Below are 23283 nucleotides of genomic sequence, written 5' to 3' on the forward strand. Positions count from 1 at the left end.
TATAAAAAATCGGACAAAAAAAGAGAGTAGGGGTAACAGCCGCTTAAACCGGCTGTCTGCTCTCGCTCTCTCTATCACCAATATGAAATTTTAATTGTGATTCAGTCCGATAATATATGCACCTATATATGCATTACACCTAACCCTGCACGTTCATGATTAGTCATGTAATGCAGTGCAGATTTTCCAAACAGGGCAACTGCTATCCAATGCTCGTTTCTTACTACAGCAATTTTCATTGCCAGGCTTGCACTTGTGCTAACACTCACTAACAACCCTCTTTTAGCCTCTTCTGTAGCATGAATAACTGCATGAATATCATTGCTCTTTTTTTCAATAAGTCCTGAATTTAAACAAGCCCCAATAACAGCCCGGTTAATTCTCTCATTGAAATCATAAAAATTTGTTTTGCCTCCCACCTCGGTGACTACAGCTTTTAGCCCTTTCTTCGCCACCAGCTGCTTGGCCAGGTCCTCATCATAAATAGTCTGAGTCAAAGCCAACATCATTGCTGCAATTCCGGGGCTCGCAATACTATTTTCCAGGAAACCTGGAGCAGTACTAGCCATCATCCCAATCACTCCTTCTCTTCTCAAATAAAAATCTATGAAGCATTTAGCGGATACTTATTTCACCAAAGTTAAAGCTTTGAACTATCCCTTGCTCATTGCGCACTATAATTGCACCTTCTTCATCTACGGCTATTACAGTACCGGCAAAAATAACCTGATCGTTATCTTTCACCAGCACGTGTCTGCCGACTGTGCAATTAAGCTTTTGCCATTCTCTCATCACGACATCTGCGCCCTGCCGCAGCCACTTGTCATACAAGATACCAAAATCTTCCATAATAGCAGCCAGCACCTGATCGCAGGTAAAGTCCTTATGCAGGCTGGCATTGAGGGAAGCTGCAGTTGCAGCAACTTCCGCAGGGAAGTCTGCAGCTGACAGCGCCACGTTTACACCAATACCAACTATAGCATAATCTACTACGCCGTTTTCATCAAGCTGTAGCTCAGAAAGAATGCCGCAGATTTTTTTACCGTCTAACAGCAGGTCATTAGGCCACTTTATTTTCACGCTTTCCGTATCATACAGTCTGCGTACGGCCTTAGCCACAGCTACGCCTGCAAGCAAGGTAATTTGAGCAGCAAATTGGGGATCGATTTGCGGTCGAAGGATAACGGTAAACCATAGGCCGCCAAGCGGCGAACTCCAGACACGTTGCATACGGCCGTGTCCGCCATCCTGCCTGGCAGCAACAATAACGGTTCCTTCGGGAGCGCCCTCTCGGGCCATAGCTACAGCAGTTTCATTTGTTGATTTCAATACATCAAATTCTCGAAGCTGTATTTTCATAATAATTTATCAGGTTAATTATTTAACCATGCCAATGGTTGCGATGAATACGCCGCAAGCGATAGCGGATACGATAACGCCGCCGATGTTAGCGCCCATAGCAACAGGCAGAACGATTGCAAACGGATCTTCATCCTCAGCAGCATGCTGAGCAATTTTAGCAGTGGTCGGTACGCAGGATACGCCGGCAATACCAACAACCGGGTTGAAGTCGCCTTTCTTGAACCAGTAAACAACGTAACCGCCCAGGATACCAACTGCACCGGAAACTGCCAGAGCAAGAATGCCCAGAACAATCAACGGAGCAACTTTCGGATTCAGCAGAGTGGAAGCTTCACACAGGGTGCCAAGCAGCAGGCCGAGCATGAGAGTACCGGTGTACAGCAGTGTGTTTTCAATCAAATCCTGGTAAGGTACGATTTCTGCTTCTTTAATAGCCATGCCCAGGAAGAAGGACATAATCAGCGGAGCAGCCATCGGCAGCAGCAGGCAGAGCAGTGCGCAGCATACCAGAATGAAGATGAATTTTTTGGATTTCGGAACTTCCGGAGCATAGAACATAATGTCTTTGCCGCGCAGAGCTTTCGGAACCAGCATTTTCAGCAGCCAAGGATAGCCGGCATAAGTCAGAGACAGATACAGGTAAGCGATTACGGAAATCGGAACGAACAGGTGCGGAGCAAGCATCAGGGATGTGAACAGAACCATCGGTCCGTCAGCACCGCCGATAGAAGCAACTGCTGCAGCTTCCGGAGGTGTCAGGCCAAGATGTACGCCCAAAACCAAAGTTACGAAGGTACCGCATTCAGCGAAGATTGCGATAATAATGGAAGTCCAGGGATTGCCCAGGATAAAGCCGATTTCGCACATTGCGCCAACGCCCATGAATACTACGCAAGCAACCAAGCTGTTGCTGAAGGTCAGGTTGTAAATCGGCTGCAGGAAGTTAATCTGCATGATATCAACCAATTGTGCAGGATCGGAAATCAACGGATCCAGGAACAGGGTACCCAGCTTGCCGCCATCCAAGAACAGCACGCCGCAGTTAATACAAATCATACCAACGCCCATCGGAACCATAATCAACGGCTCGAGGGTACGTTTAAAACCTAAGTAAGCTAAAATAAAACCAAATGCAATAAGTGCGATTCTGGCAATAGCAATGGTTGTATCTTGAACCATCAAAGATGCGATGCCAGGGAATAATTGTGCAACGATATTTCCGTCCATTGTTATTCCATACCTCCTTCATCATTACTACCGCCCATAATCTTGTTGAGCAGTACTACAGCACCAATCATAACCAGAGCAATTGCTGCGGTAAATGCGTAAGAAAACAACGCATAAAGTTCAACGCTCATAATTAATTAGTCTCCTTTCATCCTATAAGAAAATTTAATAATTTTTATAATTGCGAATATCTTTACTGCAGTAATTTCCGGACATCACGGCAAATAAAAATATCCTTTTCTGCTTGCGGCGGAAAAGGATACAATAAATCTGGGCACAGATCTCTCGTATACACTCCGTCTCTCGCAGAAATATATAACATAATCAAGGCTGCGATCTGACTTAACTCCTTAAAGCTTGCTTCAAGAAGCATCACAGTGGCGTGACCGTAGCAGATTTTCACTGCTTTCCCTAATTTACCCTGCACCAGGCAGGCACCTCAATCAGTTTTTTTAGTTGTTCTCTCAAAATACTATCTCATTTGACTAATTTCATGTTTACCCTTAAAAAAGCAAAAAGAGACTGAATGAAATTTCTCATAATCACTCAGTCTCCATTATTCGTTTTTATGGACATATACACGAAATTGTTTTTTCTCTCATAGTCTCTCGATGCCTATATTTTATATCACTTTCACGTATTTGTCAACAATTTCACAAAAAAATTATTCCTAAAGTTACTTTAATGACACTTACTCGTGTTTGGCAGGCTATCTTTTATTCATTTCAAATTCAACAAGGTTTTATTTCATGCGTCTTTAACAGCTTCATCAGTGCCTGATAAGGCTAAATTCTTCTGTATATCAGGATAGTTTTTCTGTTATCATCCGCTACACCTTATATTGGTATTTCTCCACCACTAGTGTATAATAGCAATTAGGAGGACTTTACTATGCATTTACAAAAAACAGCTCTCGTTCTGGAGGGCGGCGGTATGCGGGGAATGTTTTCCGCCGGTGTGTTTGAAGCCTTTTTGGCGCATCAGCTCACCTTTCCCTACATCACCGCCGTATCTGCCGGAGCCTGCAATATTTTATCATATATGTCTGCCCAGCCGCTGCGCACACGTCAGATTATCGAACACTACGTCACCGATAAGCGTTACTTCAGCGTGCGCAACTGGATTAAAAGCGGCAGCATCTTCGGCTTTGACTTTATCTTCAAGGAGCTTCCCAAGCAGCTGCTCCCTTTTGACTATGCAGCCTACCGTACCTATCCCGGCGTACTGCAGGTAGCAGCTACCGATATCGTTAACGGCGAAAGCGTCTGGTACGATCAGGAAGCAATGGGTCAGGACTTTATTCCTGTGCGCGCTTCTTCCTCCATGCCCTTCGTTGCCCCTGTAGTCAAGCATGAAGGCCGTGCGCTGCTCGACGGTGCACTGCTGGCACCCATTCCCTACCAAAAAGCACTCGACGCAGGCTACGAAAAGCTGATTGTAGTACTCACACGCAACGAAGGCTACCGCAAGAAAAAGGGCGTGCCCAAATTCCTGCTTAAATCAGTATACAAAAAATATCCCAAGCTGTGGGAAATTATGGAGCAGCGTCCTAAGCTCTACAACGAGCAGCTGGAGGCTGTCGAAAAAATGGAACGTGATGGCAAGGCTGTCATCATCCGCCCGCAGATTCCGCTTACGATTGATAAATTCGATATCAAGCCGCACAAGCTGCTGGCACTGCATGACCACGGCATCGGCTGCGGACTTGCTGCAATCGATAGGATAAAAGAATTAGAGCAGCAATAAATCCTTTTATCAAAACTATTTTCAGTGTATAATATATTCTATAATAAGGAATAACAAACAATCCACTCCTTATTCCTTGGAGGTTCACATGAAAATAAGGTTAGGCGTTATCGGCGAAGCAGAGAACATAGATATCTTTCGGGAAGTTATAGAAGAATATAATGACTACGAAATTGCTACGTTCATTGATGCCGACGGAACACATACACTGAATATTATCGATAACCACCAGCAGGAAGTTGACTCCTGGCTCGTCTTTGACCAGATAAATTATTTGCATATAAAAAACTGGGGCAAAGCACAAAAGCCCGTCTACTACATTCCTTACCGTGGTGCCAGCTTTTATAAAACACTCTGCACTGCTATTTACCAAGGCTTTAAAATAGATGAATTAAGTATAGATACAATCCCCTATTATGACATTACCCGCGCTCTGGATGATATGCAGATAAACTATAACGTTATTAATCATTTATCCGATGAACATGGTGCCTTATCGCTCAACGGATATGCTGCTTTTCATCGTGAGCTCTTTAAAAAAGGCATCACTAAAGCTGCTGTCACCAAAAGCTGCTATGTGAAAAGCCTATTGGAGTCAGAAGGCATTCCGGCCTTCTGTATTATGCCGGTGCGTGTCACTGTACGCAATATTTTAAACGTAATTTTAACGCAATTCCGTATAAAAAAACTCCGGGAAGGCCAAATTGCCGTGCAAGTATTCAGCTTTAATCTGCTGGGAGATAAAGATAATTTTTATTCCGTAGATGACTTATACAGCCGGGAAATCGCTATCTCGCAAAAGCTCATCAGCTACACCAAAAACATCAGCGGCTCATTGAAGCCCGCCAACGAAGGTAATTTTTATATTTTCACCACGCGCGGCAGCTTAGAGCAGCTCACCAACAGCTTCACCAGCCTGCCCGAACTGCCGATTCTGCGCGATTTAAACAAAAGCCTGCGTGCCTGCGGCATCGGCATAGGCAACAGTGCCCGCGAAGCAGAATATAATGCCGTTATTGCTTTAAAGCATGCTTGCGCCGACCAGAAAGGCAGCTGGTATGTCGTACTTGACGACAAAACAATCAGCGGTCCTTTAGGAAGCACACAACAGATAGATTATCAGTATGCCTCCGCACAGCTGGAAGCAGTAAGCAAAAAGACATCTCTCAGCCAAGCCACCTTAAGCAAAATTTGCCATGCATTAAAAATTTACGGACGCGATGAGCTTAATGCGCAGGAGCTTGCCACAATACTGCAAATCCTGCCACGCAGCGCCCGTCGCATTCTCACCTGCCTTACGGAGCATGGTTATGCCGAAGAAATCCGCTCGGAAATGTCTGAAACAAAAGGACGCCCACGCAAAATATACAAAATAAAATTATAAATACTCCTCCAAAGACTGAGGTTCAGCACCAAACTGTAACCTCAGCCTTTTTATTTTTAAATTACATACACATATATCTCCTATTGACACACTAGGCGAAAAGATGTATTCTTTAATAAAGGTCTTAGCCTTTATTAGTCTTTTATTATTTTGAGGGGGCAAAAACAATGTCAGATACATTATTAGACAAAAACAAAATTTGGCAGCAGATAGACGCCGAAAAGGAAAACATGCTACAGCTTTGGCAGGAATTAGTTAACGTTGATTGCGGTTCCGGCAACAAAGCAGGCGTTGACTTCATCGCACAAAAAATCGAAGCTGTTTTAAAATCTCTTGGCTTTACTACAACTCAGATTGAATTCGAAAAAGCAGGCAACACACTTGTCGGCAAAATTGGCGATACCGGTAAAGATTTTATCGTTTTATTAGGTCACATGGACACCGTATTCAAGGACGGCACCGTAGCAGAGCGTCCGTTTAAAATTGTTGACGGAAAAGCCTACGGCCCCGGCTGCCTTGATATGAAGGGCGGTATTGTTATTATGCTGACAGCTTTAAAAGTGCTTTTGGCAAATAATTATACCAAGCATGGTATTAAAGTAATCCTCGCAGGCGACGAAGAAGTAGCTCATTACTTAAGCAATGCTTCCGAAACAATTTTGGCGGAAAGCAAGGGTGCGTTGGCTGCATTTAACTTTGAAACCGGTTTCTTGGATCAGGGCGTTGTCACCAGACGCAAGGGCAGATACGAATTTACCATGGAAGCCTATGGCCGCGGTGCGCACGTAGGCAATGACCCGCAAAACGGCCGCAGCGCCATCATTGAATTAATGCATAAGGGCCTTGATATCGAAGCCTTAACCGATTTCGACAAGGGTATTAACTTCAACGTAGGTTTATTTGAAGGCGGTACAGTCAGCAACGCCGTTCCGGACTACGCAAAATTAACCTGCGATACACGCTATACCGACTATGCTTTACTGGAAGAATTTTTACCCAAATTACAGGCTATTGCGGCTAAGCAATACGTTCCCGATACCAAAACTGTTCTCAAGACTGCTACGGAATTCCAATCCATGGATGAGGTTCCAGGTACCGCTGCTTTGCTTAAATTAGTACAGGAAGCAGCAGCAGAATGCAATTTACCGAAACCTACAGCCAAAGCAGTCGGCGGCGGCAGCGACAGTGCCTATGCTACGGCTGCAGGCGTTCCTACAATCTGCGCTCTCGGCGTACAGGGCGCACGCAACCATACGGCAGAAGAATTTGCTGTTGTAGATACTCTCTTCAGCAGATGTAAACTGTTTGCCACTATCATGCTTAATATCTGAGGTAAATAATTAAGCTTGCAGATGCCTTATTAGCATCTTACATATCATATTCTTCCTACATACCCCTAAAAAGTATCGTCCCGGCATTTTTGCCGGGACGATACTTTTTTATGCTTATTATATTACCTTTAATCCTCAATAACCAGACGTCCCTCAATTTCACGTTTGAGATGCTGATGCGTCATAAAGTATTCCTCAATCACATCGCGATACGAGGTCGCCAGCACGCGTACTCTGCCGTTGGCTTCAGCCTCCTCCGGCGTAATATCCAAAAACGGCTTCAGGCTGCTGTAATGATATTTGCAAACACCAATCTTGTAAATCTGCTGCGCTCCCAAGGGCTTGCCCTCAAATGTCAGCTCCTTGAAGCATTGGCCGCTGCGGCTCCATACTACATGCATTCCCTGCGACAGCTGATAAAATTCCGTATGCTCGCCAGTAAAGGCCTCCTCGCGCAGGAAGCGCTTAATCATGCGCGTCAGCTGCTCGCCGGTAACCGGCAGCATATATACAGCTTCATCATAGGGGAAGCATTCGGTAAAATCGCTGTATAACACTACCGGTCCCAGATTATAGCTGCGGATAGCACCGGAGCCCATCAGCATAACATCAATGCCCAAGCTCTCCTGCAGCGCATCCGCTACCAAACTGCCAAGAGGAGTTTCCTGAATTCTGGAAGGATGCTCCAGCTTGCGGGCAAAGCGGGTAACCAGTCTGCCGTACTTTTTATCTGTCAAATCCTTGTAATGCATAATGAAGTTTTCCAGGCTCTCATCACGCGGGCAATGGGTTTCATCAATAGGCACAGTCGACCAGGTATAGGTATCCACCGCATTCAGGTCGGTATCTACCATGATATCAAAACGACCGATCTGGTCCGTGCCTGTTCCGGCCTGTACAATAAGAATATCATTAACCTTTACCGGATGCTCCAAAAAGGTATGCGAATGACCGCCGATAATAACATCAACGCCCCAAGCTGGATCAAGCATTGCCGCCAGCTTTTTATCCTCTTCGAAGCCGATATGCGTAAGAATAATCGTAAAATCGATATCGATTGGATTGTAGGTATTACAAATACGGCCGATTTCCTCTGCCGCCTCGCAGATATCTACAAAGGAACCGATTACCTTATCCATCTTCGTCTGCGCCAGTACGTCCTCGGTAATTATGCCGATGAAAAGAATCTTCATTCCATCGATATGCGCGATATAAAACGGCTGGAAAAGACGCTTATTATTCGTGCAGATGTGAAAGTTCGCATTGATAATCGGGAAGTTAGCGCATTTTTCGATAAACAGCAGATGCGACAGACCGTAATCTACCTCATGGTTACCAATGGTCACAACGTCCGGTCCCAGCAGATTCATAATCTCAATGGTCGATACGCCCTTGTATTCCGCATCAATTACGGAGCCACGGAACATATCCCCGGCGATGCAGTAGATAACATTCTCTTCTTCTTCCCTTACCTTATTGATGTAGCCGGAAAGCATGGATACGCCGCCGACAAGCTTATTATCAATTCTTTCAGCCAAGAAATCACCATGCAGGTCATTGGAATGTAACAGTGTCAGCTTTTTTAAATTTTTCATAGTAGCACCTCATTTCCTGCAGTTACTGTATTTTGGGTAATTTTATTATAAGGTAAACCCGGCAATTTTCCCCTACCCAAAAAGCGGTTTTCGGGTAGGAAGAGGCTGTTTTTTATTATTTTCGGCTATTTTTTCGCCTGCTTTACTTTTTGGCCGATACATAGTATCATATTTTCATCTGAACTTATCAATTATTCTCTTATGCAGATTTTCGATATAGTCAAAACTTATACCTGAGCTTGCTACTTAAGAAAGGATTACAAGCTATGCTAACCTACAGCTTTGCCAATTTACAGGGTGAGAGCATGTATGCTCACCTCTACAAATGCATCAAAAATGATATCACCGTCGGCGTACTTCACGCCGAGGAAAAGCTGCCCTCCAAGCGCATGCTGGCCAAAAATTTAGGCATCAGCCTCATCACCGTGGAAAATGCCTACGCCCAGCTCGTTGTCGAAGGCTATATCTATTCGCAGCCCAAGCGCGGTTACTACGTAGCGCGCATTGAGCAGCAGCCTCTGCCGGTAAAAGCAGAACGCAAAGCAGCTCCGTCACTCAAAACACAAGCAACGGAGCAAAGCGTCAGCTTCGCCAAAAGCAGCGTCCCGCCGGACACCTTTCCCTATAATATCTGGGCGCGCCTTTTGCGCAATACGCTCACCACAGCAGACGAGCACGCTCTCATCAGCGATACCAGCGCCGGCGGCGTTTTGCCGCTGCGTCAGGCGCTCGCCCGTCATCTCTACCAGTTCCGCGGCCTGAACATTGCCCCCGAGCAGATTATCATCGGCGCAGGCACACAGACACTGTATAACCTCATCGTGCAGCTTTTGGGACGTAGCCACGTTTATGCGTTGGAAAACCCCGGTTATCCACAGCTGGCAGCAGCTTATCAGGCCAACGATGTTTTCTGCCGTTATCTGCCCATGGATGCCCAGGGCATCCGCGCCGACGTTCTGGAAAACAGCGGTGCCGATATTCTGCACATCAGCCCCTCGCACCAGTTCCCTACCGGCATTGTTATGCCCGTCAGCCGTCGCTACGAATTGCTGCGCTGGGCAGCAAAAAAAAGCAGCCGTTATATCATCGAAGATGATTACGACTGCGAATTCCGCCTGTTCGGCAAGCCTATTCCGCCATTGCAGAGCATTGATACCGAGGAAAAGGTTATCTATATCAACACCTTTTCCAAAACACTGGCACCAACCTTCCGTATCAGCTACATGCTGCTGCCACCGCACCTGGCATCGCTGTTTTATGACAAGCTTGGCTTTTATTCCTGTACTGTATCTAATTTTGAGCAGTTTACGCTCGCTAAATTTATCGAGGACGGTTATTTTGAACGCCACATCAACAGAATGCGCACCTACTACCGCAGCAAGCGCGACCGCCTGCTGCAGTATCTCACGCAGTCCGACGTTGCTCCCGCTCTTACGGTAGAAGGCGAGGACAGCGGTCTGCATTTTCTGCTGCATCTTGCTACCGATGCCAAGGATTCCCGACTTGTGCAAGCTGCAGCCGCCAATGGCATTCAGATTAAATTTCTTTCGGACTATTATCATGAAAAGGTCGGTGACAGCTCGCACACCCTGCTGATGAATTACACCGGCCTAGCGGATGATAAACTGTATCCGGCCTTAGACACACTGTTTACCGTGCTGAAGCCTTACCTGAAGCTGTAATTATTTTTCAGCGCACAGGCTGACAAAATATTCGTGGATTGCTGTGCTTTTAGCAACGTCAAGCTCCGGATGAAAGGCCAAAGCCAGCTGTTTGCCGTATTGTGCCGCTACAATGTGCTCATCTATGGTAGCAAGCACCTCTACTCCTTCACCCACGCTGTCAATATACGGCGCACGGATGAAGGTCATCGGCACTTTACCCAGCTTGCCGAATTCAGCCTCGGTAAAAAAGCTGCCCAGCTGCCTGCCGTAGGCATTACGCTTAACAGTAATCGGCATGGTTGCCAAATGTACCTTGCTGTCGTTCGTCAGCTTTTTCGCCAACAGAATCATACCTGCGCAGGTTGCCAGTACCGGCAAGCCCTGCGCTATTTTTTTCTGCAGCGGTGCAAACATACCAAGCTCATGCAGCAGCTTGCCCTGCACCGTACTTTCGCCGCCCGGCAGGACGATGCCGTCCAGGGGCTGCTCCAAATCCGGCAGCTGACGCAGCTCTACAGCTTCCGCGCCCAGCTGACACAAGGCCTGCACGTGCTCAATAAATGCACCCTGCAGTGCTAAAACGCCGATTCTCATTATTTACCACGCTCCGCCATCAGCAGCTGAATTTCATGCTCGTTAATGCCTACCATAGCTTCGCCCAAATCCTCGGACAGCTCTGCCAGCATCTTAGCATCGTTGAAGTTGGTTACTGCTTTAACAATAGCCTGTGCACGTTTTGCCGGGTCGCCGGATTTGAAAATACCGGAGCCTACGAATACGCCCTCGGCACCCAGCTGCATCATCAAAGCTGCATCAGCCGGAGTTGCTACACCGCCTGCTGCAAAATTTACTACCGGCAAACGTTTATGCTCGTGTACATAAACTACCAGATCATACGGTACCTGCAGCTCTTTGGCAGCGTTGAACAGTTCGTTTTCTTCCATCGCAGCGATTTGCGCAATTTGCTGATTCATTTTGCGCATATGACGTACTGCCTGTACAACGTCACCGGTACCGGGCTCACCCTTGGTACGGATCATGGATGCACCCTCGTTGATACGGCGCAATGCTTCGCCCAAATCCTTGGCACCGCAGACAAACGGTACGTTAAACTTAGTTTTATCGATATGGTAAACATCATCAGCCGGAGAAAGCACTTCGCTCTCGTCGATATAGTCAATCTCCAGAGCCTCCAGAATCTGCGCTTCTACAAAATGACCGATGCGAACCTTTGCCATAACAGGAATAGAAACAGCGTTTTGAATTTCCTTAATCAGCTTCGGGTCGCTCATGCGTGCTACGCCGCCTGCTGCACGGATATCAGCAGGAATCTTTTCCAGCGCCATAACAGCACAGGCACCTGCTGCCTCCGCAATACGCGCCTGCTCCGGTGTCGTAACATCCATAATTACGCCGCCCTTTAACATCTGTGCCAGCTGTGCATTTAATTTATAACGTTCGTTCATTGTAAATACCTCCAATATATATGCAAATAATAGGTTATGTGTAGTATTATACCTGCATCTGAGCTTATTAGTATATTCATTTCTCGTCAATTTGCTATGTTCAGTTTTAATATAGGTTTTTTCACAGCTTACACAAACATAATGCTAAGCAACGCCTGAAGCGTTACAACAGACAGCAAAAAAAGCAGTCGCTCTATCATCAACGATGATGGCGACTGCTTTTGCGTATCTTCAGCAAGCTCAATACTGCATTTACATATCTGCCTTCTTCATAACAACGGCAATAGCATTTTTCAACTTCCGGATGTCATTACTTTTGCATCTGGTCTCACATTTTTATGCAAAACTGAACTCTTATTACTGCAATATATTTAACTATAAAAATCCTGCTCTTTATAGAGCATTCATCAAAAATTTAATGCCGGTAATCAGCACCAGTACGCTCGCCAGCTTCATCAAAATGCCGGACTGCAGCCTTTGCGCCAAGGCTACACCGCCCTGAGCACCGACAAAGGCACCCGCACCAATCGCCAAGCCGCTGGTCCACACAATATGCCCCAGCATAGCATGCGACACTAAGCCTGCAAGCGAGGAAACTGCCAAAATGCAGGTAGAAGTAGCAATGGCCACGTGCACCGGGAAATTCAGTACATAAACCATAAAGGGAACGTGAACAATACCGCCGCCTATGCCCAAAATGCTGGCTAAAAAGCCCACACCGACGCTGCAAAGAACGCCCAGCTTCCAGTTATAGACTTCCGGCACCTCGCCGGCCGTCTTACCCGCCGCCTCCTTATTAGCCTTGCGATACATATTCACCGCTGCCAGCACAAAAAAAGCGCCGAACACCAGATAAAAAAGCCTGCCCTGCAGATATTCTGCGGCATAGCTGCCTAAAAATGCACCGGGAACGGTAGCCACGGCAAATTTCAAGGCTGCATCTACGCAAGCCTTCTTCTGCCTGACATACACCCAGGTCCCCGAAACAGCATTCATCAGTACCACCAGCACCGAAGTACCGATGGCCAGCTGCGGCTCATAATCCCAAGCAAACACCAGAAGCGGTACAATCACCATACCGCCGCCAATGCCTAAAAGCGCCCCCAATAAGCCAACTAAAATACCTAAGGCCAAAAAGCCTGCTACTTCCATCTGCATCCCTCTCATTCTCTCATAATTCTCATTGCAGATTAGCTTAGTTTTTTTTATCTCTCGTCGGTCAAAATCATCTTTTGACCTGTATTCTCATATATTCCGCAAGTATTCAAAAACAATTGCGTAACAGCAAATATTTTACACCTAAATAATCAAAAAAGGAAGTACCTGTGATATAAATTACTTAGGAAAAGTTAATTTTTCCCAGCTACCGCCAGACATGGCAGCATCATACCCTTGCAGCCGTCAAGAGTGGAAGGTAACAGAGCTCACAAGAAAAAGCGGCAGCCGCCACCGGCGACTGCCACATGCATCAGCTTCGTTCTGAAATTATTCGGCAACTACCATAACCTTGAAGGTAGCGGTTACGTCGGTATGCAGCTTAGCAACGGCGGTGTATTCGCCTAAGCCCTTAACTGCGGATTTCAGCTCGATTTTACGACGGTCAATGTTCAGACCGGTTTGCTTAATCAAAGCTTCGGCAACATCCTTGGAGGTTACGGAGCCAAACATTTTACCGTTTTCACCCACGCGTACCTTCATGGTTACTACAACCTTTTCTACCTGTGCCCCCAAAACAACAGCCTCATCCTTAGCCTGAGCTGCACGATGCTTAGCGGTTGCCTGGTCCTGTTTAGCCTGGTTGAGGTTAGCAGCGGTAGCTTCCTTAGCCAATTTACGCGGCAGCAGGTAGTTGCGGCCATAGCCTTCGGCTGTTTCTACGATTTCACCTTTTTTGCCTAAGCTTTTAACATCTTGTAAAAGAATTACTTTCATCTGTTTGACACTCCTCTAACTGTTTTTTAGTCAGCGCGATAATCTGCGCTTCTACATCCCTGGCACGTTTATTTGCCAGCTGCACACCGGCCACCGTCTGATGACCGCCGCCGCCCAGCTCTTCCATAATTACCTGCACATTGACGCTGCCGTCACTGCGGGCACTTATGCTCAGGGAGCCATCTTTATATTCAACAATTGCCATGCCTACAGCTACACTCTCAATAGTAATCAGAGTATCCGCTGTCTGCGCGGCAAGCACGGAAGACATAGTATCATTGTCGGCATTACGCATAACTGCAACAGATAAGCCCGGTATCGGCATTTTAGCTCCGGCTATCAGCTTAGCCTTCTGCTGTACAAAGCTCAGATCATCCTTAAACAGTTGGCGTATCAGATTCGGGTTAGCACCGCAACGGCGCAGCAGAGCGGCAGCCTCAAAAGTTCGCTCGCCTGTCTGCACATTAAAGTTTTTCGTATCCAGGACAATGCCTGCATACAAGGCAGTTGCCTCCGCCGGAGTAATATCCAGTCTGTCATCAAAATAACCAATCAGCTCCGTTACCAGCTCACTGGTAGACGAGCTGGAAGGCTCCAGATACAGCAGTGTTGTATCACCGATAATATCCTCGGCACGACGGTGATGGTCGATGATAATGCGGTTTCGGCAAGCCTGCAGTACAGCCTTACTGGCAGAAAGCACCTCGCGGTGATGATCGACGATAACCAAAAGACTCTTATTGGTAACCAGCGGTAAAGCATCGGCACCGCTCCGCATTATATCTATATACTTTGTTTCATTATCCGAAAGAATGATGTTCTCATTATCCAGCACCTCTGTAATACGCTTATAATAGGCATTATGCTCGCTGCTGACAATATAGGTTTCCTTGCCCAGCGACAGGCTCAGCTTAGCCATACCAATGGTAGCGCCGATGGCATCGTAATCCTCATTGACGTGTCCCATAACAAAGATACGGTCGGCCTGCAGCATCTGCTCATGAATCGTCTGCGCTACGATGCGGGCACGCACACGCGTACTTTTGGCACCGACACTGCTCGTGCCGCCAAAAAATTGTGTATTCTTATCCTTCATAACAACAGCCTGGTCACCGCCGCGTCCTAATGCCAGATACAGGCTCTTATTGGCATTGCCGATAAGCTCCTCCAGCGTAACGCCGTCACAGGCTACACCTATACTTACAGTCGGCGGTATTTTATTGCCGCTGCGGATTTCGCGCACCTTATCCAGAATCATGAACTTATCTTCCATCATATCCATTACGGCAGACATTGAAAAACCCATCAGACTGCTTTCCTTGTTCATACGGCAGATAAAGCCCTGCTTGGAGGCAGCCCACTTGGTCAGCAGCTCGTTGATTTCGCCATTCAAATTGGCCATATTGGTTTCGCTCAGACCGCGCATAACCTCTTCGTAGTTATCAAAGCGCACATAGGCCAGGCACAGCTTATCATTGCTGTATTTCTGGCGCAAAAGCTCATAATCCGTGATATCCGTCAGATACAGCATCAGGCCGCTGGAGGTATTTTCCTTTTTGCTGTGACGCTCCTGCGTTTCTACGCTGTAATAGCGCATACGATAATAGTGGTCCTCAATCTGAATAACCTGCTCTCCGTCACGCACACTCATCAGCTCAAAAGCATTCTGCGCCAACGGTAGAATTTCCTCAGGCTTTTTGCCCTCCAGATTACTTTTGCCTGTCCAGGCGGCAAATAATTCATTTTTCCATTGCAGCTTGCCATCTTTGGAAAAAACTGCAATGCCTACATCCAGCTTGCGCACCGCAAAATGGTTGGTACGTTCAATATTGCGGATAATATTATCCAGATAACTGCTGAAGAAGATTTCCCTGTTAATAAGATTTTGGCGGCTGAAATAGTATATAACACCAAAAAGAATCAGTGCAGGAAAAATCAGCTTGGGCTGCAGATAGCAGACTAATATTGCCAGCAGCACAATTATCAGCAAATAAATATTAGTATCCGCTTTGGAATTCATATTCCGGTTAAACCTACTGAACATCATTTTCACCTCAAATCCGGCACAGCTGCCGAACTTTACCTTTGTTTTCTGAATCTGCTTGCAGGACGGATTTTCCTGAAGTCCATAACAATATCAAAGGCACCTACATAAACCATAATCTGGGTAAAGATAGGCACTATAAAGAGCAGCGCTATACCGATATTGGCCCACCAACGCGGCTTGTGCTTTGTTTCTACAAACCAGTACAGCAGCACGATGCCCTGCAACACCAGCACAAAGCTGCAGACCGTCTGCACATTGACAGACAGTGTATACATCCAGCTTGCCTGATCATGCTGATAATAATAGGTTACCGCAAACAAAGACGCAGCATAAGGCCACAAAATCCAGCCGGGAACCTGCAGCATCGTAAACGGAGGAAAGGCTTCAAAGCTTTCACCCAGCTTCGTCAGAATCTTTTTGGCAGCCATATAGTTCACAAAGGCCATCAGCGGCGCACACATCAGAAAAGCACCCGGCATAATAATGCGCATCATGCGCAGCATTTCGGCATAACCGTCGACAGTCTTTTTGATATCGGCCTCACTCATGCCATGCTCGCGGTAATAAACCGTCAGCTGCTCCAAGCTTTGGTGGAAGGAGCTGAACATCATCTCAATCGGGTCAATACCCAGTACCCAGAAGCTCAGCACGATATTCAGAATAAGCGCAATAACCGCGCCGACACTGCCGTAAAGCATCATTTTCATCGGCGGCAGATGGCGTCGCATACACTCGCCTAAAATCAAGCCCAAAAGGCCGAAAATCGCTGCCAGGAAAAAGGCATTAATCGGACTTATAATCATCGCGATAATCACGGTAGCAACCAACAGCGTCATAATGCTCCACTTCAGGCCATGACGGCAGCCACAGATAACTATCGGCAAGGGCCAGACAAAATTAACAAAAGCACCCAGCACAGGCACATACATACTTATTAAAGCCATAACGATGGCAACGGCAGCTAAAATACCGGCCTCAACCATGGCAGATGTTTTACGAATCACAGGTTATCCTCCTTTATGGATATATTTCTTCAATATATTATTGTACTACATCAACCGCTGAAAAGCAAAGGCTTTACGCCTTACAAAGCGCAGTATTGCGCATTTCATATAAAAATGGTATAATATTAATAGCGCTCATGTCTGGCATTAATTGCCGTACATAAGCGTCTTTTATTTTTTTCAAATAGGGGGTTTTAGCTTGCATAAGCAATATTTTCCGCAGCGCTGCTGCATGTTTCTCGTCGGTATCTTTACCATGACACTCGGCATTGCTCTTTCCTGCAAGGCTGATTTAGGCACATCGCCCATTTCCAGTGTACCATGGGTTATGAGTATGTTTACACCCTGGAGCATCGGTGAAATAACTATTGTCCTGAATCTGCTTTTTATTATTGCCCAGCCCATTCTGCTGCGGCAAATTTACTGGCATGAGCTGCTGGGCCAGCTGGTAACACTGCTCGCCTTCGGCTACTGCATAGATTTTTCGATGAACCTGTTGAGCTGGGTAAAACCGGACACACTGTTCTGGCAATGGTTTGACTGCATCCTTAGCACCATCATCCTTGCCTTCGGAGTTTTTCTCTGTATCCGTGCCAAAATTTTCGTTGCAGCCGGTGAAGGTATCGTACTGGTTATTTCTTTTATCAGCAAAATTAAATTCAGCATCATCAAAAACTGCTTCGACTGCACACTCGTTGCTATCAGCCTGGCAATTTCCTTTATGCACTTCGGTGCTATGCGCGGCGTAGGCGTAGGCACGATTGCCGCAGCCATCCTCGTCGGCCGCTGGATACAGCTTTACAGCAACAAGCTGCATATTTTCGACAAATGGAGCATCTTAGAGTAAGATTTTTTATTACTCTAATTATTTCGTTTTAATTTTCTGAATTTTTCTTGTTTTCTGCAAGATTGTATGTTATAATCCATTACAACAGCTGTTAGTATAATATTTGTCAAAGAAGGTGCTTAATTATGCTCAGTATTGGTACAGTAAAATGGTTTAATAATAACAAAGGCTATGGATTTATAGAAGCACGCAACGGTCAGGAGGTTTTCGTGCATTTTTCAGCCATCCGTTCCGACGGCTATCGCTGTCTGCAGGAAGGCCAGCGTGTTTCCTATCATCTGTCACGCGGTAAACACGGCCCGATGGCATTGAACGTATCGCCGATTATTTAATACGGACCTGCGCCGGCAGTTTATCTGCCGGCCTTTTTTATTGCTTCAATAATATTGTTCAAACAAATTCTGAGATTTATAACGCACTTAGTTAAAATAAAATGCACCACATTGCCGCTTACTAAAATTAAAAAACAGTGCGACTTTCGGGAATTATCTTGCAGTTTAGTAAATTTTATGTTAAATTTAAGTAAAGTATTGTTGCGTTTTTGTAGACAATGTGTATACAAAAGCGGAATAGTAATAATAACCGTCGGCAACTGCTGCGGTATTTTCAAGGAGGTTTTATCAATGGCAAAGAAAACTAGTTTATGGGCACTGTTGCTCGTAATGCTCGTAACTATGCTTACAGCTGGTTGCGGCGGCGGTGGCGGGGAGAAGAAAGCTGCTCCTGCTAATGACAAAAAACTTATCATCTATACCTCTATGAAGGAATCTCTGATTAAAGGCATCGTTGAGGGCTTCAAGAAACAAAATCCGGATATTGATGTCGACTATCAGTCTGCCGGTGCAGGCAAGCTGATGGCTAAAATCGCTGCTGAACGTCAAAGCGGCAAAATTTTGGCAGACGTTATCTGGACCAGTGAAGTTCCTGATTTCTATAAAATGAAAGATGAGGGCATTTTGGAAAAATACCAAAGCCCGGTATTAAAAGAAACTGTTAACCCGTTCAACGATTATGATGGCTCCTTCCATGCAGCACGTCTTGGTACTTTGGGCATCATCATCAACACCGATAAAGTCAAAACTGCTCCAACCCAATGGTCTGACCTGCTGAAACCGGAATACAAAAACGGCTTCGGTATTGCTAACCCGGCTCTTTCCGGCACCTCTTACATGAGCGTAGCACTGTTGGAAAAACAATTCGGTTGGAAATTCTTCGAAGATATCAAAGCTAACGGCGGCCGCATCGGTAAAGGCTCCGGTCAAGTTATCGACGATACCGCTTCTGGCGAGCTTGTTTCTTCCTTAGCAGTTGACTATATCACCAACGCTAAGATTGCCAAAGGTGCTCATCTGCAAATGTGCTATCCGCCTGAACTCCTGGTAGTTCCCAGCCCGGTAGCTATTTTCAAAGGCACCACTAAATTGGATGCTGCTAAAAAGTTTGTTGATTATCTGTTAAGCAAAGAAGCACAAACCCTGGTTGCAAAGCAAGGCACCATCCCTGTACGCGAGGACGTAGAAATCCCTGCTAAATTTAATCTGCCGGCTCCGAAGGCTGCTCTGGAAAAATCCATTAAGATTGATTACAAAGAAGCTGTAAAGACCAAAGAAGAAACCATTAAGAAGTTCTCTGATATTATGCAGGTTAAGAAATAAGCTTCAGACAAGCTCAGTCAAATTTAGTAAGTCAAAGCAATGGCGGCACAGGTTTGACCTGTACCGCCTTTTTTCAACAAAAAGGAGTTTTATTTAGATATGGAAGACATTATTAAAGTTGAAAATGTCGCCAAGGGGTACGCTAAGCACCAGGTACTGCAAAACTTGGACCTGAATATCAAAAAAGGTGAATGCTTTACCCTGCTTGGTCCTTCCGGCTGCGGCAAAACTGTCCTCATCCGCCTGATTGCAGGCCACGAGGTTCCGGATGCCGGTAAAATCAGTATTGATAATACTACTGTTGCCGACAGCAGCAGCGGCGAATATATTCCCCCGGAAAGACGCGGTCTTGGTATCGTGTTCCAGGATTACGCAGTATGGCCGCATATGACGGTTTACGAAAATATTGCTTATCCGCTGAAAATGGAAAAACGCCCTAAGGATGAAATCGACAAGCTGGTTATGGATATGGTTGAAATAGTCGGCATGAAGGGTTTGGAAAAACGCCTTCCTTCCGAGCTCAGCGGCGGACAGCAACAGCGCGTAGCTTTGGCGAGAGCCTTAGTATCTGACCCGTCCGTAATGCTGCTTGACGAACCCCTGAGTAACCTAGATGCTAACCTGCGTGAAGAAATGCGCTTTGAAATCAAAGCACTGCAGCGCAAATTCGGCATCACCGTTATGTATGTAACCCATGACCAGGAAGTAGCACTGGCTATTTCCGACCGCATTGCTATTATGGATGCCCAGGGACATATCCGCCAAATCGGCACTCCCTACGAAATTTTTGAAAAGCCTGCTGATTTATTCATCTTTAAATTTATGGGCATTGCTAATTTCCTGGCAGTCAAGGAAGCTAACGGCAAATTTGTCGTAGGCAACGGCACTCAGGAGGTTCGCTGGGAAGCACCTAAAGGCAAAGCAGCTGCCTGGGTAGCAGCCTTCCGTCCTTCAGATGTAGAAATCCACCGTGAAGGCCCCGGACTGAAAGGCATTATCCATCGCGCCAACTTCCTGGGCGCAACCATGGACTATGCCATCGATATTGACGGCGAAAGCCTGCGTACAGAGCTTTTGACACATGAAGCTATCAATAACAATCTGATGTTTAAGGAAGGCGACGAATGCTACATCACCTTCCGCAGCCTGCTCTGGTTTGATGCAGAGCAATTGAAGGAGGTAGAGGAATAATGAGCACAGGCACCATCAAAAAAGATTCCGGCTTTGGCGTAGCTCAGCTGATTCTTTTTATCTCTATCGCCGTACTGGTCATCTTCGTTGCCTGGCCGGTACTTCTGATTTTGTTTAACGCATTCTTTGTTGACGGCTCCTTCAACAGCCACGACTTTTATGCAGTACTCACCGAGCCTGAAACCTTCCAGGCCCTCATCAATTCACTGATTATCGCCAGCATGACCACTATCGGCAGTACTATTGTAGGTACCTTCTTTGCCTGGCTGGTAACACGTACTGACCTGCCCTATAAGAACTTTATGAAAAGCCTTTTCCTTGTCCCCTTTATGTTGCCATCATTCATCGGTGCATTAGCATGGAAAATGCTTTTATCTCCTAACTCCGGTTATATCAACAAATTCTTTATCGAAACCTTCGGTTTTTCCGGTCCGGTTTTCGATATCTACACCTACCATGGCATCAGTGCCGTAGAGGTTATGTATCTTTTCCCGTTCGTATTTATCCAGGTTTGCGGTGCATTGGAACGTATGGACCCGACCTTGGAAGAATCTGCCCGTATTTCCGGTGCCGGCCTGTTTACGATTACCCGCAAAATCACCATTCCGCTGGTTATGCCATCTATCATGAGCGGCGCGCTGCTGATTATGCTTTACTCCATGGCTCACTTCGGTACTGTAGCTGTTTTAGGTATTGAACAGGGTATTTACAACATCCCGACACTTATTTATGAAAAGATTCACCAGAGCGGCGGCAGCTTTGAATCTATCCGTACCGGTACCGTACTGGCAACCGTACTGGTTGTTTCCGCAGCCTGCATTATCTGGGCACAGCAAAAAATTCTCAGCAACGGCCATTACCAGATTATCGGCGGCAAAAGCTTCCGTCCTATGGAGCTCAAACTGCGCGGCCTGCGTTATCCGCTGCTGTTTTTCTGCCTGGCTTACATCGCCTTCACGATTCTGCTGCCTACGGCAGTTATCTTCCTTGTAGGCGGCGTTAAGACCTACGGCCTGCCCTTTACGATGGAAAACCTGTCTTTGGACAACTACAAATATATTCTCTTTGAATATGAAGTTACCAAAGACGCTATCTTCAACAGTATCAGCTTAGGCCTGGCAGCAGCAATTATCACTATGTTTGCCGGCGTTATGATTTCCTATGTAATTGTTAAGATGAAGGTTCGCGGCAAAGGTATTTTGGAATTCTTGGGCATGCTGCCCTTCTCCGTACCCGGCTCCGTTATCGCCCTCGGCGTAATCCTTGCCTGGAGCGGCCAATTTGGCGTTAACCTCTACAACACAGTATGGATTATTCTTGTAGCCTACATCGCCCGCTACATGGCCTTCTCTCTGAAGGCTAACTCCGCAGCCCTGGAACAGGTACACGATTCCCTGATGGAAGCATCCCGCTCCTGCGGCGCAACCATGTGGCAATCATTAAAGGATATTGTTATTCCTTTGGTTAAGCCCGGTATGATCAGTGCTTTCTTCCTGATTTTCCTGCCGGCACTGCGCGAATTAACCGTATCCATTATGCTGTATGCTCCTACCACCAGAACTATCGGTGTTGCTATCTATACCTTAAACGAGGACGGCGAAACGGTTATGTCTACAGCCCTCGCAGGTATCGCCCTGATCCTGATTGTAGTCGGTCAGATGCTGATTAATCGTTTTACCAAGAAAGTAGAGGGTTAATTATGTCCTATATCCGTTTAGTAAATGTAACCAAACAATTTGGTGATGTAACCGCTGTCAATAACCTGAATCTGGAAATCGGCAAGGGTGAATGCTTCTCCATGCTGGGACCATCAGGCTGCGGCAAAACTACCACCCTGCGCATGGTAGCAGGCTTCGAAGATTTGTCTGACGGTGAAGTATGGGTAGGCGACCGCCTGCTTTCCTCACCTAAAAAGCATCACTATACACCTCCGGAAAACCGTAATTTCGGCATGGTTTTCCAAGCCTTTGCTGTATGGCCCCACATGAGCGTTTACGAAAACGTTGCTTTTCCGTTGCGTCTGCGCAAACTGCCCAAGAGTGAAATTGATCAGCGCACCCGTGATGCTCTCATTGCTACCAACCTGCTGAAATCAGCAGAAGACAGCCCGGCCAACCTGTCAGGCGGTGGCAAACAGCGCGTTGCTTTAGCACGTGCGCTGGCTATTAATCCTGATGTCATGCTGCTTGACGAGCCTCTCTCCAGTCTGGACCCGCATCTGCGTGAGGAAATGCGCTTTGAAATCAAAGACCTGCAGCGTAAATATGGCTTCTCCATTATTTACGTAACACATGACCAATCCGAAGCAATGGCACTTTCTGACCGTATTCTGGTTATGCAATTAGGTGTTATGCAGCAGATTGATACACCGCTCAATGTTTACAACAACCCATCCAACAAATTTGTTTTCAGCTTCATCGGTGTATCCAGCTTCACTGATGTTACCTGGCAAGGAAACCAGGCCTTCATCAAAGGCTCACAGCATGCACTTCCGTCCGCACTTGTTATCCCTGACCGTATGCGTGGCGAAACTGTCTTCAACCTCGCCAGCCGTCCGACCGAGATTCGCTTTACCAGCGAAACCGATCCCAACGGCGTGCGTGGTACAGTTATCCGCAAGGCCTTCCTGGGCGAAATCATCGATTATCTGGTAAAAATCGGTGATCAGGAAATCCGCGTACAAATCGGGCGCCGTGATCCCGGTCCTGAAGTTAACGAGGTATGCTATCTGCACTTCCTACGTCCCTTCTGGTACAAAGTAAACGAATAAGCTCTCCATAAAAAAGCCAGCATATCAATATGATATGCTGGTTTTTTATGTCTTATTTCACT

Annotated in this window: 21 protein-coding genes and 1 riboswitch; of the genes, 10 read left to right on the forward strand and 11 right to left on the reverse strand. The window is 46.3% G+C overall.

The features are described from left to right. Positions 1-122: 122 nt before the first annotated feature. The 4 genes from Q7Q81_RS01320 to Q7Q81_RS01335 are packed head-to-tail and all read right to left on the reverse strand — an operon-like array spanning position 123 to position 2720. On the reverse strand, positions 123-572 hold the full coding sequence (locus Q7Q81_RS01320; protein ID WP_304242599.1) for a HutP family protein: 450 nt from the start codon (positions 570-572) through the stop codon (positions 123-125). 43 nt (positions 573-615) lie between these two features. Beyond that, the gene (locus tag Q7Q81_RS01325; RefSeq protein ID WP_304273063.1) at positions 616-1359 is read right to left on the reverse strand and encodes a biotin--[acetyl-CoA-carboxylase] ligase; all 744 of its coding nucleotides are present in this window, start codon (positions 1357-1359) and stop codon (positions 616-618) included. Between the two features lie 18 nt (positions 1360-1377). Continuing rightward, positions 1378-2589, reverse strand: a complete 1212-nt coding sequence (gene madB / locus Q7Q81_RS01330) for a Na+-transporting malonate decarboxylase, carboxybiotin decarboxylase subunit (RefSeq protein ID WP_304273064.1) — start codon at positions 2587-2589, stop codon at positions 1378-1380. A 2-nt stretch (positions 2590-2591) separates the two neighbouring features. After that, on the reverse strand, positions 2592-2720 hold the full coding sequence (locus Q7Q81_RS01335; RefSeq protein WP_256437809.1) for a hypothetical protein: 129 nt from the start codon (positions 2718-2720) through the stop codon (positions 2592-2594). 180 nt (positions 2721-2900) lie between these two features. Further along, positions 2901-3046: riboswitch (cobalamin riboswitch) on the reverse strand. Between the two features lie 434 nt (positions 3047-3480). Here Q7Q81_RS01335 and Q7Q81_RS01340 point away from each other — a divergent pair. From Q7Q81_RS01340 to Q7Q81_RS01350, 3 genes are all read left to right on the forward strand, one after another. Next, on the forward strand, positions 3481-4335 hold the full coding sequence (locus tag Q7Q81_RS01340) for a patatin-like phospholipase family protein (RefSeq protein WP_304273067.1): 855 nt from the start codon (positions 3481-3483) through the stop codon (positions 4333-4335). An 88-nt stretch (positions 4336-4423) separates the two neighbouring features. After that, the gene (locus Q7Q81_RS01345; protein WP_304273070.1) at positions 4424-5719 is read left to right on the forward strand and encodes a hypothetical protein; all 1296 of its coding nucleotides are present in this window, start codon (positions 4424-4426) and stop codon (positions 5717-5719) included. Between the two features lie 167 nt (positions 5720-5886). Next, positions 5887-7050 (forward strand): M20 family metallopeptidase, encoded by a 1164-nt coding sequence (locus Q7Q81_RS01350; RefSeq protein ID WP_304273073.1) that lies wholly within the window; start codon positions 5887-5889, stop codon positions 7048-7050. 128 nt (positions 7051-7178) lie between these two features. Here Q7Q81_RS01350 and Q7Q81_RS01355 read toward each other — a convergent pair whose 3' ends face one another. Then, positions 7179-8645 carry a bifunctional metallophosphatase/5'-nucleotidase gene (locus Q7Q81_RS01355; RefSeq protein WP_304273075.1) on the reverse strand — a complete coding sequence of 489 codons (1467 nt, stop codon included), beginning with the start codon at positions 8643-8645 and terminating at the stop codon, positions 7179-7181. Positions 8646-8911: 266 nt separating this feature from the next. On the opposite strand from Q7Q81_RS01355, the gene Q7Q81_RS01360 reads away from it, so the two are divergent. Next, positions 8912-10327 carry a PLP-dependent aminotransferase family protein gene (locus Q7Q81_RS01360; protein WP_304273077.1) on the forward strand — a complete coding sequence of 472 codons (1416 nt, stop codon included), beginning with the start codon at positions 8912-8914 and terminating at the stop codon, positions 10325-10327. On the opposite strand, the gene pdxT is transcribed toward Q7Q81_RS01360, so the two are convergent. From pdxT to Q7Q81_RS01390, 6 genes are all read right to left on the reverse strand, one after another. After that, on the reverse strand, positions 10328-10903 hold the full coding sequence (gene pdxT / locus Q7Q81_RS01365; protein WP_304273079.1) for a pyridoxal 5'-phosphate synthase glutaminase subunit PdxT: 576 nt from the start codon (positions 10901-10903) through the stop codon (positions 10328-10330). Next, positions 10903-11775, reverse strand: coding sequence for a pyridoxal 5'-phosphate synthase lyase subunit PdxS (gene pdxS, locus Q7Q81_RS01370; RefSeq protein ID WP_304273082.1), 873 nt, complete (start codon positions 11773-11775; stop codon positions 10903-10905). Before pdxS ends, pdxT begins: the two co-directional genes overlap by 1 nt. A gap of 393 nt (positions 11776-12168) precedes the next feature. Then, complete coding sequence (locus tag Q7Q81_RS01375) at positions 12169-12933, reverse strand: sulfite exporter TauE/SafE family protein (RefSeq protein WP_304273085.1); 765 nt, start codon at positions 12931-12933, stop codon at positions 12169-12171. A gap of 327 nt (positions 12934-13260) precedes the next feature. Beyond that, positions 13261-13707 (reverse strand): 50S ribosomal protein L9, encoded by a 447-nt coding sequence (gene rplI, locus Q7Q81_RS01380; protein WP_021719166.1) that lies wholly within the window; start codon positions 13705-13707, stop codon positions 13261-13263. Further along, positions 13679-15727 carry a DHH family phosphoesterase gene (locus Q7Q81_RS01385; RefSeq protein ID WP_304273088.1) on the reverse strand — a complete coding sequence of 683 codons (2049 nt, stop codon included), beginning with the start codon at positions 15725-15727 and terminating at the stop codon, positions 13679-13681. The genes rplI and Q7Q81_RS01385 overlap by 29 nt, the downstream gene beginning before the upstream one ends. Before the next feature lie 59 nt (positions 15728-15786). Then, positions 15787-16758: a YybS family protein gene (locus tag Q7Q81_RS01390; protein ID WP_304096731.1), complete on the reverse strand. Its 972-nt coding sequence runs from the start codon at positions 16756-16758 to the stop codon at positions 15787-15789. 199 nt (positions 16759-16957) lie between these two features. Between Q7Q81_RS01390 and Q7Q81_RS01395 the strand changes: the two genes are divergently transcribed. The 6 genes from Q7Q81_RS01395 to Q7Q81_RS01420 all read left to right on the forward strand — a co-directional run bounded on the left by Q7Q81_RS01395 (position 16958) and on the right by Q7Q81_RS01420 (position 23221). Next, positions 16958-17605 carry a YczE/YyaS/YitT family protein gene (locus Q7Q81_RS01395; protein ID WP_304273091.1) on the forward strand — a complete coding sequence of 216 codons (648 nt, stop codon included), beginning with the start codon at positions 16958-16960 and terminating at the stop codon, positions 17603-17605. 125 nt (positions 17606-17730) lie between these two features. Beyond that, positions 17731-17937, forward strand: a complete 207-nt coding sequence (locus tag Q7Q81_RS01400; protein WP_210685187.1) for a cold-shock protein — start codon at positions 17731-17733, stop codon at positions 17935-17937. 291 nt (positions 17938-18228) lie between these two features. Beyond that, a complete protein-coding gene (locus Q7Q81_RS01405; RefSeq protein ID WP_304273095.1) occupies positions 18229-19260 on the forward strand; it encodes an ABC transporter substrate-binding protein in 1032 nt (343 codons plus the stop codon). A 99-nt stretch (positions 19261-19359) separates the two neighbouring features. Then, positions 19360-20451: an ABC transporter ATP-binding protein gene (locus Q7Q81_RS01410; RefSeq protein WP_304273098.1), complete on the forward strand. Its 1092-nt coding sequence runs from the start codon at positions 19360-19362 to the stop codon at positions 20449-20451. Further along, a complete protein-coding gene (locus Q7Q81_RS01415) occupies positions 20451-22148 on the forward strand; it encodes an ABC transporter permease (protein ID WP_293724750.1) in 1698 nt (565 codons plus the stop codon). The genes Q7Q81_RS01410 and Q7Q81_RS01415 overlap by 1 nt, the downstream gene beginning before the upstream one ends. A 2-nt stretch (positions 22149-22150) precedes the next feature. Continuing rightward, positions 22151-23221, forward strand: a complete 1071-nt coding sequence (locus Q7Q81_RS01420; protein WP_304273101.1) for an ABC transporter ATP-binding protein — start codon at positions 22151-22153, stop codon at positions 23219-23221. Positions 23222-23283: the final 62 nt, after the last annotated feature.

Origin of the sequence: Phascolarctobacterium succinatutens (assembly GCF_958453765.1) — a bacterium.
GTDB lineage: Bacteria > Bacillota > Negativicutes > Acidaminococcales > Acidaminococcaceae > Phascolarctobacterium_A > Phascolarctobacterium_A succinatutens_B.

Coding starts and splice junctions, on each gene's coding strand:
- rplI (WP_021719166.1), bottom strand. CDS start 13,707: ATGAAAGTAATTCTTTTACAAGATGTTAAAAGCTTAGGCAAAAAAGGT.
- Q7Q81_RS01350 (WP_304273073.1), top strand. CDS start 5,887: ATGTCAGATACATTATTAGACAAAAACAAAATTTGGCAGCAGATAGAC.
- Q7Q81_RS01345 (WP_304273070.1), top strand. CDS start 4,424: ATGAAAATAAGGTTAGGCGTTATCGGCGAAGCAGAGAACATAGATATC.
- Q7Q81_RS01405 (WP_304273095.1), top strand. CDS start 18,229: ATGGCAAAGAAAACTAGTTTATGGGCACTGTTGCTCGTAATGCTCGTA.
- Q7Q81_RS01410 (WP_304273098.1), top strand. CDS start 19,360: ATGGAAGACATTATTAAAGTTGAAAATGTCGCCAAGGGGTACGCTAAG.
- Q7Q81_RS01375 (WP_304273085.1), bottom strand. CDS start 12,933: ATGCAGATGGAAGTAGCAGGCTTTTTGGCCTTAGGTATTTTAGTTGGC.
- Q7Q81_RS01325 (WP_304273063.1), bottom strand. CDS start 1,359: ATGAAAATACAGCTTCGAGAATTTGATGTATTGAAATCAACAAATGAA.
- Q7Q81_RS01355 (WP_304273075.1), bottom strand. CDS start 8,645: ATGAAAAATTTAAAAAAGCTGACACTGTTACATTCCAATGACCTGCAT.
- Q7Q81_RS01420 (WP_304273101.1), top strand. CDS start 22,151: ATGTCCTATATCCGTTTAGTAAATGTAACCAAACAATTTGGTGATGTA.
- pdxS (WP_304273082.1), bottom strand. CDS start 11,775: ATGAACGAACGTTATAAATTAAATGCACAGCTGGCACAGATGTTAAAG.
- madB (WP_304273064.1), bottom strand. CDS start 2,589: ATGGACGGAAATATCGTTGCACAATTATTCCCTGGCATCGCATCTTTG.
- Q7Q81_RS01385 (WP_304273088.1), bottom strand. CDS start 15,727: ATGAATTCCAAAGCGGATACTAATATTTATTTGCTGATAATTGTGCTG.
- Q7Q81_RS01335 (WP_256437809.1), bottom strand. CDS start 2,720: ATGAGCGTTGAACTTTATGCGTTGTTTTCTTACGCATTTACCGCAGCA.
- Q7Q81_RS01415 (WP_293724750.1), top strand. CDS start 20,451: ATGAGCACAGGCACCATCAAAAAAGATTCCGGCTTTGGCGTAGCTCAG.
- Q7Q81_RS01400 (WP_210685187.1), top strand. CDS start 17,731: ATGCTCAGTATTGGTACAGTAAAATGGTTTAATAATAACAAAGGCTAT.
- Q7Q81_RS01320 (WP_304242599.1), bottom strand. CDS start 572: ATGATGGCTAGTACTGCTCCAGGTTTCCTGGAAAATAGTATTGCGAGC.
- pdxT (WP_304273079.1), bottom strand. CDS start 10,903: ATGAGAATCGGCGTTTTAGCACTGCAGGGTGCATTTATTGAGCACGTG.
- Q7Q81_RS01360 (WP_304273077.1), top strand. CDS start 8,912: ATGCTAACCTACAGCTTTGCCAATTTACAGGGTGAGAGCATGTATGCT.
- Q7Q81_RS01340 (WP_304273067.1), top strand. CDS start 3,481: ATGCATTTACAAAAAACAGCTCTCGTTCTGGAGGGCGGCGGTATGCGG.